11 protein-coding genes and 1 pseudogene are annotated in these 12029 nt (G+C 64.2%); 1 reads left to right on the top strand and 11 read right to left on the bottom strand.

Annotated elements, in window-relative coordinates; translation table 11 throughout:
- Positions 1-367, top strand: a pseudogene (locus tag Q8814_RS03255) (FAD-binding oxidoreductase); the annotation flags it as partial.
- A gap of 22 nt (positions 368-389) precedes the next feature.
- Here the strand turns inward: Q8814_RS03255 and Q8814_RS03250 are convergent.
- From Q8814_RS03250 to Q8814_RS03200, 11 genes are all read right to left on the bottom strand, one after another.
- Entirely contained in the window at positions 390-800 is a 411-nt protein-coding gene (locus Q8814_RS03250; RefSeq protein WP_330150567.1) for a nuclear transport factor 2 family protein, read from the bottom strand.
- A 2-nt stretch (positions 801-802) separates the two neighbouring features.
- Positions 803-2512, bottom strand: coding sequence for a 3-ketosteroid-delta-1-dehydrogenase (locus Q8814_RS03245; RefSeq protein WP_330150566.1), 1710 nt, complete (start codon positions 2510-2512; stop codon positions 803-805).
- 214 nt (positions 2513-2726) lie between these two features.
- Complete coding sequence (locus Q8814_RS03240) at positions 2727-4724, bottom strand: flavin-containing monooxygenase (RefSeq protein WP_330150565.1); 1998 nt, start codon at positions 4722-4724, stop codon at positions 2727-2729.
- 147 nt (positions 4725-4871) lie between these two features.
- Positions 4872-5744: an SDR family NAD(P)-dependent oxidoreductase gene (locus tag Q8814_RS03235; RefSeq protein ID WP_330150564.1), complete on the bottom strand. Its 873-nt coding sequence runs from the start codon at positions 5742-5744 to the stop codon at positions 4872-4874.
- A 20-nt stretch (positions 5745-5764) separates the two neighbouring features.
- Positions 5765-6703 carry an alpha/beta hydrolase gene (locus Q8814_RS03230; protein ID WP_330150563.1) on the bottom strand — a complete coding sequence of 313 codons (939 nt, stop codon included), beginning with the start codon at positions 6701-6703 and terminating at the stop codon, positions 5765-5767.
- Between the two features lie 74 nt (positions 6704-6777).
- Entirely contained in the window at positions 6778-7257 is a 480-nt protein-coding gene (locus Q8814_RS03225) for a nuclear transport factor 2 family protein (RefSeq protein WP_330150562.1), read from the bottom strand.
- Between the two features lie 317 nt (positions 7258-7574).
- Complete coding sequence (locus tag Q8814_RS03220) at positions 7575-8462, bottom strand: SDR family NAD(P)-dependent oxidoreductase (protein ID WP_330150561.1); 888 nt, start codon at positions 8460-8462, stop codon at positions 7575-7577.
- A gap of 77 nt (positions 8463-8539) precedes the next feature.
- Positions 8540-8797 (bottom strand): hypothetical protein, encoded by a 258-nt coding sequence (locus tag Q8814_RS26505; protein WP_408015814.1) that lies wholly within the window; start codon positions 8795-8797, stop codon positions 8540-8542.
- A gap of 80 nt (positions 8798-8877) precedes the next feature.
- Complete coding sequence (locus tag Q8814_RS03210; RefSeq protein ID WP_330150560.1) at positions 8878-9726, bottom strand: SDR family oxidoreductase; 849 nt, start codon at positions 9724-9726, stop codon at positions 8878-8880.
- A 47-nt stretch (positions 9727-9773) separates the two neighbouring features.
- Positions 9774-10031: a hypothetical protein gene (locus Q8814_RS03205; protein ID WP_330150559.1), complete on the bottom strand. Its 258-nt coding sequence runs from the start codon at positions 10029-10031 to the stop codon at positions 9774-9776.
- Positions 10028-12028, bottom strand: a complete 2001-nt coding sequence (locus tag Q8814_RS03200; RefSeq protein ID WP_330150558.1) for a flavin-containing monooxygenase — start codon at positions 12026-12028, stop codon at positions 10028-10030. The genes Q8814_RS03205 and Q8814_RS03200 overlap by 4 nt, the downstream gene beginning before the upstream one ends.
- Position 12029 lies beyond the last annotated feature (1 nt).

The raw sequence follows: 12029 nt of genomic DNA, 5'->3' as shown, positions 1-12029 counted from the left end.
TGCCGATCCGGCGCGCAAGTTCCTGTTCGTCGGCGGACGCACCCCCCTCGACCTCTTCGCCGCCGACATGCTGTCGCTGCTCGCCGAGGCACTGCCCTGGCTGACGGTGGTGCCCGTCGTCGAATCCGTCGAGGATTCGTCGGTGCCCGACCCCTGGTACGAAGGAATCCTCTCCCGGCTCGGTCACATCGGCCCCGACCCGGACGAGCTGGTCGAAGGCAGCCTCGACGAAATCGTCACGTCCTACGGATCGTTCGGCGACCACCAGGTGCTTGTGTGCGGGCCCGGGGCAATGGTGCGTACGACGGTGCAGAAACTCGTGGAGAGCGGCACCCCGCCCGAGAACATTCGCTACGACCCGTACTGACCACTCACCCCGCAGTGGATGCTTACATACCGATGACGCGGCGGTCGCCGAGTTCGGCGCGGATCCGAACGGTCCGCGCCGCGAGGCGCCATCCGCCGGAGGTGTGGCGCCAACGGTCGTCGTAGTCGCCCATGCATTCGTAGGTGATGCCGGCGAGGTCGCCGATCCCGGCGTGGAAAGCCCGGAAGCTGCTTCGCACCACGGCGTCGCTCCCGTCCTGGTCGATCCGGACGTTGCCGAGCAGGTGCTGGGTGGCACCGCACCGGTCGAGGCAGTAGCGCACGCGGGCACCAGTTTCCGCCACACCGACACTTCCGTACGAACGGGTGTCGTCGGTGAGCGTCGCGGCGAGCACCGCCCAGTCCTTGTCATCGAGACAGGCCGCCATCGCGAACAGGCTGTCCGCGATGGCGACCCGGTCCATACCCGTCATCGTCAGGAGGAGACCGTCGAGCCCGCGGCGTCGTGGGCGGCGATGTAGCCGTACACGAGGCCCTGGCCGATCGTGGCACCCGCACCGGGGTAGCGGTGACCGAACGCGTTGGCAGCGGTGTTGCCGATCGCGTAGAGCCCGTCGATGGTGCTGCCGTCCTCTCGCAGTACCCGCGCCCGATCGTCGGCCCGCAGACCGCCGCACGTGCCGAGGTCACTGAGTGTCATCTTCACCGCGAAGTACGGGCCGTGGTCGAGGGGACGCATGTTCGGGTTGGGCTCGACCGTCGGATCGCCGTAGTAGCGGTCGTACGCGCTCGCACCACGGTTGAACTCCGAGTCGACACCTGCGGCGGCATCCTCGTTGAACCGTCGGAACTGGTCGCTGAACGACTCGACGGGCACACCCATCGATTCCGCGAGCTCCGCTGCATTCGTGCCTTGATGGGCGATTCCGGCCTTGTACCAGGATCCGGGGATCGGTGCGCGCGGGAAGAGCCCGGCCGCGAACATGTAACTGTTGCGGTACTTCTGGTCGAACACGATCCACATCGACTCGATCGGATCACCCGCGCGCTCGCGCTCGAGGACGAGCTGTCCGAAGGACATGTAGTCCGACGACTCGTTGGTGAAGCGACGACCGGTCTGGTCGACGATGAACGAACCCGGCAGCGACCGCTCGGCCAGCATCACCAGCGGCGGCTTGCCCGGCTTGGTCGGTGTGACGGCGGGGAACCACCAGGCCTGATCCATCAGGTCGATGTCGGCGCCGATCTCCTGCGCAATCTTGATCGCGTCACCGGTATTGCTTTCGGCACCGAGACTCTCGTGGTCGAGCAGCCGCTCGGACTGGAACTTGCGGCGCATCGCCATGTCGTGGTCGAAGCCGCCGGCGGCGAGGACCACGCCGCGCGTCGCGGTCACGGTCACCTCGCGGCCGTTCTGCTCGAGAACCGCGCCGGTCACCCGATCGCCGTCCTTGACGAGCCGCACCAGTGACGTCTCCGTCCACACCGGGATGTTCGCGTTCAGCACGCCCGCGAACAGGCCCGCTGCGATGGCCTGCCCACCCGCGGCGTACTCACGCTTGACGGCAAGTCCGGCCACACCCTGAGCGAGGCGACGGAAGATTCGCGAGAAACCCTTGACGGGAGTCCGCACCATCAGGTTCATCCACTTGTAGTCGGCGCCGGTCGTGGGCATCGGGAGTCCGGTGTCCATCAGACCCGGGCGCAGCCGGCCACGTTCCGCACCGAGCTGCGAAAGGTTGAAAGGGCGGCACTCACAGGTGCGGCCGACGGCGGCACCACCGGGACGCTCGGGGTGGTAGTCGGAGTAGCCCTCGGCCCAGAGGAACTTCATCGGCGTGGTGCGCTGCAGCATCGCCACCGTCTCGGCGCCGTTGTCGACGAACGCGTCGCCGCGCTCCACGGGAGCGGTGCCGTCGACCACCGAGCGCACGTAGGTGCGGCCACGATCGACCGTGTCGCCGGTCTTCGCTTCCTTCAGCACGGGGTTCGCGGGCATCCAGAACGCGCCGCCCGAGCGCGCGGTGGAGCCACCTACGTACTTGGTCTTCTCGACGATGAGCGAGGACAGACCGAGTTCCTTCGCACTCAACGCCGCGGCCATGCCCGTACCCGAGCCGATCACGAGCAGGTCCACGGTTGTGTCGCGGGCGGGGGTAAGGGGCGGTACGGCGCGTTTCGCCATCGAGAGTTCTCCTTGTACCTGAGTGTCACATGCTGGTAGGAGACGCTATGCGAGCCACTTCTCCATCGGCACAGGTGCTCCCGACCACCGGGATATCCCACGTGTCCGCATCTCCAGCGTTCACGGCGACACCCACGTCCCAGTGGCGTGCCTACGCGTCGGGCGCCAACCCGCGGTGGCAGGTGGGCGCCCGAGTAGCTCGGCGAGCCGCCGACTATACAGAATGCCGAGTGAACTGGAAATGGTCGACCGACGGCTCGCGCAGCATGGTCCAGTAGTCGACCAGGCGCCACGGGCACGGCCCGACCGGGCGGCCCGCGCTGTTTCGGTAGTAACCGGTCACCTCTGCACCGGGGTGCGCCCAGACGGTCCGGTCCAGCGCCTCGTCGACCTCACGGTTGTACTCGGCCTGCACCTCCGGATCGACGTCCATGGACGCGTAGTCGTGCTCGACGAGGTACTGCAGGCACTCCACGACGTAGTGCACATGTTCTTCGCTTGTGATGTTGTGCCCTGCACCGTGGTTGGGAGCCGCATTCGGGCCTGCCGTGACGAAAAGGTTGGGAAAGCCGGACACCTGAATCCCGAGGTACGCCCGTGGGTCGTCGCCGTTCTTCCACAGATCGGCGAGCTTCGTACCGTTCCGTCCGATGATGTCGATGGACGTGGTGAATTCGAGATGGAACCCGGTGGCCAGGATGATCACGTCTGCCTCGATGTACACGCCGTCCGTGGTCGTCACACCCCCCGGATGGATCCGCGCGGGGGCTGCCCGATGCAATGTGGCGTTCTCCCGGTTGAGAGCGGCAAAGAATCCCGGGTCCTTGACGATGCGCTTGGCATAGGGGCGGAAGTCGGGCGTCAACTTCTCCCAAAGGTCGGGTCGGTCGGGGAAGGACCGTTCGAGATACTGCAATGCCGTCTGCATGACCAGGTCGCTCGCGGGTGAGGCCGAAAGATGGGTAGCGGCCCACTCCGGATCGATTCGCGGAACCGGGTACAGGTTGTCGGACGCGAGCCAGTACGCCTTGAGCCGGAACCAGTTCTGGAAGTACGGCAGATGCCGCATCGCCCACCGCTCCCCTTCGGGAACGTCGTTGACCACAGCTTTCTCCGGCACGATCCAATGGGGACTGCGGACGAGCGCATCAAGACTGGCGACCTCGTCGATGATGTTCGGAGCCACCTGCACCGCCGTGCATCCCGTGCCGACCACGACGACCCGCTTGTCCACCAGGTCGAGATCCGAAGCCCACTCCGCCGTGTGCACGATCCGTCCTTCGAAAGTGTTCATACCTTCGATATCAGGAATATTGGGAGAGTTGAGCATTCCCAGCGCCGTGACCACAGCACTCGCGGTGTACGGAACGACACTGCCGTCCTGGCAGCGGGTCTCCACGACCCACTTCTGCTCTTCCTCGATCCATTCGGCGGAGATCACCGAGGTCGAGAACTCGATGTTCCGGTACAGGCCGTACTTCTCGGCCACACCTTGCATGTAGGTGAGGTATTCGGGCCCCGTCGGGTAGTAACGCGTCCAGTCAGGATTGAGTTCGAAGGAATACGAGTAGTAATGACTCGGGGTATCGACCGCCGCACCGGGATACGTATTGCGCGACCACGTCCCTCCCAGCTCATCCCGCTCCTCGAACACCGTGTAGCGAAAACCCGCCTCTCCCAGCTTGATCGCCGCATTCAAGCCGATCATTCCCGCACCGATCACGATCACGTCGAAATCCGGCGCCGGTGTTCTCGTCACCGGAATTCGCCGTTGCGCCTTCTGAAACCCTGCCTGTTCGAGTAGAAGCGGCACGAATTCTTCGTCCACTGTGCCGACGGTGCACAGCGAGGCCATCCGGCGGAACAATTCGGGTTCGGGCAGGCCCAATTGCACAGACAATCCGGACGTGAGCACCTCCGCTGCCCGCTCGCGGATGGCGGCGGCGATCTCGACGGGGAACTGGCCGGGTGGAGTTGCTACGGCGCCGCTCTGCGCACCGTAGTGTGTCTGCGTCGCAGTCCCGCCCCCAGCCTGTGCGCGCTTGGCGTGTGCGACCTGCTCCTCGAACTCGTCGAGCAACGACAGGTCGCCGGAAACATGCACCATGGACATCAACAGTGCACCCGGATCCGCAACGGCGATAGCCGACCGAAGAGCCTCGGGGGTGATCGAGTCTCGGGCGGGTCCACTCGGGGTGAATGTGGAGGTCATGGATTTCCTTCCGGTCGGAATCGAGATCGAGTTGCACCGTCGCCTGGCCTGCACGGCCCAGGCATTGCACACTCTTCTGAGCCAATCGCATTGAAGTACAGGAGAAAAGCCCGCTGCCCGTTCAGCGGTCAGCCGATATCGAACGGTTCACGCCGGAGCGGACACGCCCATTTTGTTCAACATCACACGAGGGTCCGCCGGTGGTGCCAACTCGAGCAGTTGCCGCCCCCGGTTGGCCGCCATCTGTGTGCACACTTCGTCGTTGGAGAACACCCAGAAGTCGCCGCGCGCGATGGCTTCGGTCATGTGTTCGGCAGCAACGACGGGGTCGAGACCCGATTCGACGTTGGCACGTTGCATTGCGGCAAAGACCGCATTGGCAGTCTCGTTCTGGGTGGGTGCATCCCGTTCGGCAGCCAGGAAGATCTGACTGCGAATGGAGTGAGGAAGGACGGCCGACACCTGAATCGGCGCCTTCACCAGAGACAGCTCTTGATGCAGACACTCCGTCAAAGCCAGCACAGCATGCTTGCTGACGATGTAGGGAGCTTGGACCGCCACACTGTTGAGCCCACCGACCGACGACAGATTCGCAATGCACGCAGGCGTGCCGGCTTCGATCATCCGCGGTACGAACGATCGAAGACAGTGGAAGACCCCGTCGACGTTGATGTCCATAACCTTGCGCCACCGGTCGATGCTCACCTCCCACAACAGACCTGCGTTCTCGACACCCGCGTTGTTCACCAGGAGTTCGAGGCTGCTGTACCGGTCGAAGACATACCGGGCCATCTCGTCCACCGCGTCGGCGTCTGTCACGTCGATCCGATAGGCCTCTGCGGCTGCCCCTTCACGGATGACCGCGTCCGCGACCTCGACCGCTTTCTGCTCGTCGATATCGGCCACAACGACCGTCATACCGAGTGCGGCCAGGTGGCGTACGAAGCCCTCTCCGATCCCTGCTGCTCCGCCGGTCACCAATGCGGTTCCGGTGGAAAACCTCTGCTGTGCTGTGGACATGTCATTCTCTCCTCTGCGACTCATCGGCGATCCGCGGCAGAGTCGGATGCCGGAATACGGTTCAAGTACGCGACGAGGTGTTCGAACAGCTGCCGTGCCGGTGGCAGAGCAGTGGTCATCGTCGCGAAGCCGTGCATCATGCCGTCGTAGCGGCGCAGTTCCACCTCGACACCGGAAGCCTGCAGGTTCCGCGCGTACTTCTCGGTGCCGTCTCGGGTGGGGTCGATCTCGGCGGTGACGACGAACGCCGGCGGCAGTCCGCTCAGATCGGTCGCAGCAGCCGGGTTGACGTACGGTGAGTCGCGCTCGGCAGAATCGGGCACGTACAGATCCCAGAACCGGTGGCAGTCGGCGGGTGACAGGAGAACGGTCTCGAATTCGGGATTGGTGACCTGCATCGTCGCGGTGCCGTACATGCTGATCTGCGCGGCAGGCATCAGGAGGCCCCTGTCCCGAAACTGTTGGGCGAGCGCGAAGGTCAGGGTGCCCCCCGCGCTTTCCCCTGCCAGGACCGCACGACGGACGTCCGCCGACGCAAGGGCATCAGGAACCGTCATCATCCACTCCCATACCGCGCGGCAGTCATCGAGCGCCGCGGGATACCGATGCTCCGGCGCCAATCGGTAGTCGACGGAGACGACGATGACGCCGGCAGCGTTGCTGAGGCTGCGGAGGTACTCCTCGTTCTGGTCGAGACCTCCGACGGCGAACCCACCGCTGTGCATCCACTGGACCACCGGCAGACCCTCGTCGTCGGAGGGTCGATAGATCCGTATCGGTACCCCGCCGGCAGCGGACGGCACGAGGAGGTCTTCACTGTGGTGGATCGGCGTGGTCGCCGGGATCGCACCGGCTGCCAGCACTGCGCGCAACTCCGGCACAGGGATCTCGTACATCGGTTTGCCCATGCGCCGAGCCGACGCGTCGACGATCTGCTGGGCCTCCGGTGAAAGCGGCATCTTCGGTCGTCCATTTCATGGCGGGACCGGGACGCGTGAAACGCCCCGGTCGGATGGATCGATGCTGAACCCGGTCAGGCCACGGTTGCAGTATGACCCGGGTGGTCGGCGAAGCGGACGGACTCCTGTGTGTCCAGCACGACTTCAACGCTGCTGAACGCGAGACGTCCGTCCACGGCACGAACGGTGCCGCGAACGACACCGCTCGAAACGTTGTACGGTCGCCCGTCGACGATCTTCGTGACGAAGAGATACGACGTGAATGATGCCTCCCCGTTTCGGTTCTCGGTGAGGAACACGTTCGTCCCATTGTGACGCAACGGATACGGGCTGTTTCGACGGTGATCATCCTTCCACGCCATCACTGCGTCGGCACCGCGCAGGTCGACTCGGATGAAGTCCTCGTAGTCCGTGGCTCCGGTGTCGCTGGCACATCGGAACGCGATGTCGCCGGTCATCAGTGCGCGCAGCGAATCGGCATTCCATTCGTCGTAGTGGTACCACCACGCCCCGACGAGTGCCGCGACATCTCCTGCGGCGAATGAAATCTGCATGGTGTGCTCTCCTGTCGTGGTGGATACCGCCCCGCAAGCAATCGGGGAATCACCTTGTGTAGTCGAAGAATCCCGGCGTGTGGTCGACCCGCAATCGAGTCAGGTTGCGGTACGCGATCAACCAGCGACGGTCGACCTTGTGGGCCGGGCAGCGAACACCTTCTCGATCTCGTGGATCGCGAGGGAACGCTCTGCGGCGTCGAGTGTGATCTCCTGTGTTGTCGTGCCGGTCATCTTTGTGCGGCGCAGACATTCCTGACGAGGAAGTCGGCGACGGCCTCCGTTCACTCGATGGATGGTGGACGCGTACTCGGCCGCTACAGTCCGGACGGCGCGATGTTGGGGTTCGCCCACGACGGGGGCTCGAGAGGCGGCAGCGTCTCACAACCGTCGAGGCTCTTGACTTCCAGCTTCTCGTGCCAGGGAAAGTGCAGACTGAACGCCACATGCCCGGTGCGCTCCTCGGCCGGCAGTGTGCACATGGCCAGCACCGTCTCGACGAGGTACTCGACCGGTTCCGTGTCGTAGCCCTCGGGCAGCAAGGCGGCGGCCCCGGGCGTCATGATGGCGGTGGACGGCCCGACCACGTTGACAGCAATGTTGTCGTCGACCACCTCCGCCGCCAGACCCTGGGTGAAGCGGTGCAGCGCCGCCTTGGCAGACGCGTAGATCACATCACCTGAGGTCTTGTTGTAGTCGCGGAAGGGCCGGATCGGGCTCAGGCCCGTCGAGGAACCGATGTTGACGATCCAGCCGCCTCCTCGCTTGCGCATATGCGGAATCGCCGCTTGCGACAGCAGGAACGGAACACGAAGATAGTGCGCCATCGTGCGATCGAACGTCGCAGGGCTCATCTTCTCGATCGACGCGTAGTCCGCGAAACCGGCGTTGTTGACGAGGATGTCGATACTTCCGACCTCATCGACCACACGGTCGACAAGTGTGTCCAGCGCCTCGGCATCCTCCAGATCTGCGGGAATGGGCAGTGCCTTCCCGCCCGCTGCCTCGATCAGCTCGACGGTCTCCTCGAGCGAACCGGGGATCGTCGTGGCTTTCCCCTCGCGAATGGACACCGAGGGTGTGGTGCCACGCGCAGTGACCACGACGGTGGCGCCCTCCGATGCCAGGCGCTGCGCGATAGCACGACCGATGCCTCGGCTGCTGCCGGTCACCAGCGCAGTTCTCCCTGCCAACACTCCACTCATGCGTTTCCTCGACTCTCTGAAAGGCTACTGTCGCCAGCCTGATCCCGTAACGTGCCGCCCGCAGCGTCTGAGCCCGCTCAGTGGAACAGCAATCTTGTACGGAACCTCGGCGAAACAGACACCCGCCTCTCGACATCTCTCACATCAGTCGGAACGGATTGCGGGACCGTCTCGGGGTAGACCTGAGCAAACCAGCCGCGCTGAGTCGAATCGAACGTGCCCAACTCCATGGCGCGTCTCCCCCAGTTCTTGATCAGGTCGAGGAAGCTGGTGACACCGTAGATGTCCTCCAGCCTCGAGAATTTGCCCTCGCCGGCGTAGGTCAGGATGCTCACATGAGTTGCTCCCCACTGCCACCCGTCGCCCGGGTCACTCGATTCCGGTCTTCGTCTTCGAACCGTCCGACATTCCTCGGTCAACGACCGAACTTCATGAACCGATAGAGATAGGGCACGATCCGGCGGACCGGAACGGAGCGCGGCCAATCACCGGCGCGGAAGTACGCATCGGAACCGCCGTCGACGAAAACCACACTTCCGCAGAGGAAGTCCGCGTTGTCCGACAGCATGAACACCACCCACGCACCGAGCTTCTCAGCGTCACCGAAACCTCCCACGGGCACCGGGAACGACCGGATGGCCTTCGCCTCGGACGGAGTGGACAGCTGCTTCTCCAGCAACGGGGTCATGATCGCCCCCGGCGCGAGAGCGTTGAGCCGGATACCCGAGCCCGCCCATTCCGGTCGAACCGCAGTGCGTCGCACCCACCTGCTGACCGCGATCTTCGAGCCCGCATAGATGATCGACGGAGCAACCTTCCCGAACAGGCGAACCGACTTCACAGCCCGGTCCGCGTCGCCAGCGAGGAATGCGTTGATCGTGCGGCGAGGCACCGCCGGCGTGGTCGTGGTCGAGTTACTGGAGAACACGACCACCTTGGCCCCGCCCGCTGCTGCGAGCGCACCTCGCCACCCTTCCAGGAGATCGACGACACCGAAGTAGTTGACTTGGGCAATCAACCGCGGCCGGTCCGGGCCAGGGGCCGGTCCGAGACCGGCCGCGAGCACAACACCGTCCAGCCGGCCACCCGACGACTCGAGAACCGCTCGTATCGCCTGCGTTCTACCATGGCCGGTCGACAGATCGGCTACGACGTCGGCTTCCTCGAGATCGACGCCGATGACGGTATGCCCGGCTTCGCGGAGCTGCTCCGTCACCGCGCGTCCCATACCGGACGCAGATCCCGTCACTGCATAAATGCCCACAGCACCCTTTCACAACTCTGAATGCCACCGTCCGGCGGCACTATTCGTCAGTGCAGCCGCGGCAGATCCGGGCCGACAGGCAACTCGATACGGGTCTCGCTCAGTTCGAGAGACGCCACCGCGCGGTCGATGGTGCTGCGCAGTGCGGCGCATTCTCGACGATGGTCACCGAGCGACAACTGCTCCGGCATCAACGGACACCACGACGTGTCCGATTCCCATTGGATCGACGTGTGGGCGGGGCTGAACTTCTCGACGAGGACGCCGATCCCACATTCCTCGCACGTCAGAGGCTGCATCGTCATTTCGAGGCATCTCCATTTCTCTCGTCACGCGGTGTGGCCGGGTCGATGAAGTCGAAGTCCTTCGGATTCGGCTCCCGCAGCAGTGTCCAGTAGTCGACCAGACGCCAGGGGCACGGCACGACAGCACGTCCTTCGCTGTTTCGGTAGTACCCGTTGATCTCCGCGCCGGGATGTACCCAAACCGTCTTGTCGAGGGCTTCGTCTACCTTGCGGTTGTATTCGTCGAGCACGTCCTGCCGCACATCCAGTGCGTCGTGCCCGTTCTCCACGAGGTACTGCAGGCATTCGATGATGTAGTGGACGTGCTCTTCGCTCAGGATATTGTGTCCTGCACCGTGGTTCGGCGCCGAGTTCGGTCCGGCGGTGACGAAGAGGTTCGGAAATCCGGACACCTGGATACCCAGATAGGCACGGGGGTCGTTGCCGTTCTTCCACTGGCCGGCGAGCGTGCGTCCGTCCCGTCCGGCAATATCGATCGACGTGGTGAACTCCAACGCAAAACCCGTTGCCAGGATGATGACGTCGGCGGGTATGAACTCGCCCTCGGTGGTGACCACACCGTCGGGTGCCACCCGTTGAAAAGATGCCCGGTGCAGGGCCACGTGCTCACGGGCGAGGGCGCGGAAGAAACCGGGGTCCTTGATGATTCGCTTGCTGTACGGCCGGAAATCCGGTGTCAGCTTTTCCACGAGATCCGGCCTGTCGGCGAAGCTGGACCGGAGATGGTTCAGCGCTGTCTCGAGCACCATCTCGTTGGCAGGCGACGCCGAGAAGTGCGTCCGTGCCCATTCGGGATCGATCCGCGGCATGGCGTACAGATTGTCGGACGCAAACCAGTACGACCGCAGCCGGAACCACTCGTGATACCGCGGGATATGCGCGAGCGCCCACTTCTCACCCTCGGGAACGTCGTTCACGACGCTCTTCTCCGGAACGATCCAGTGCGGCGACCGCACCACGACGTCGAGCGACTTCACCCGATCGACGATGCTGGCCACCACCTGAACGGAGGTGCAACCGGTACCGAGCACAACGACTCGTTTGCCGGTCAGATCGAGGTTTTCGTCCCACTCCGCAGTGTGAACGACGGTGCCGGCGAACGAGTCCATTCCCTCGACATCCGGAATGTTCGGTGAATTGAGCATGCCGAGCGCGGTCACCACCGCTCTCGCACGGTGCACCTCGCGAGTCCCATCGGCGGATTCGACGGTCACCTCCCACACGTGTTCGTCGTCGATCCAGTGCGCGGACAGCACCCGGGTGCTCAACGAAATGTTCTCCGCGATCCCGTAGGTGTCGACGACCCCCTTCAAGTACTTCTGATACTCCGTACCCGACGGGTAGTACTTCGACCAGTCCGGATTCAGCTCGAAGGAGTACGAGTAGTAATGACTCGGTGTATCGACCGCAGCACCCGGATAGGTGTTGCGCGACCACGTTCCGCCGATCTCGTGGCGCGTCTCGAACACCTGGTAGCGGAACCCTGCGTCCTGCAGCTTGATCGCTGCGTTGATGCCGACGATCCCCGCACCGATGACGATGACCGAGAAATCGGCGGGCGGTGTCACGGTGACGGGCACCCGGCGTTCGCTGAGCACGAACCCGGCCTGTTCGCGCAGGATCGGCACGAACTCCTCGTCGACGCGCTCGGAGGTCGCCACGTTCGCCATCCGGCCGAACAGCTCCGGCTCGGGAACGCCGAGCCGATCGTCCATCTCGGGAGTGAGCAGTTCGTGCGCACGTGCCCGGATATCGGCGACCACGTCGTCCGGGTACTGCCCCGGAGGGGTGGTCGGCCGGGTACCGGTGCGGTAGTGGTTGCCGGGTTCGCCGATCGTCAGACGCGACCCGAACTCGTCGAGCAATCCGGTGTCGCCTGTGACGTGCACCAGAGACATGAGCAGCGGCGCAGGATCGCAGATGTCGATCGCCGCGTGCAGTTGTGATTCATGGTCGTCGGCGACTCGGGATCCGACCGCCGAAGGTGAGGCGGTCATC

The organism is Rhodococcus chondri, from assembly GCF_036327435.1.
In the GTDB taxonomy this organism is placed as follows: domain Bacteria; phylum Actinomycetota; class Actinomycetes; order Mycobacteriales; family Mycobacteriaceae; genus Rhodococcus; species Rhodococcus chondri.
The sequence above is the reverse complement of the archived record's forward strand: the minus strand, read 5'-3'. Positions and strand labels throughout refer to the sequence as shown.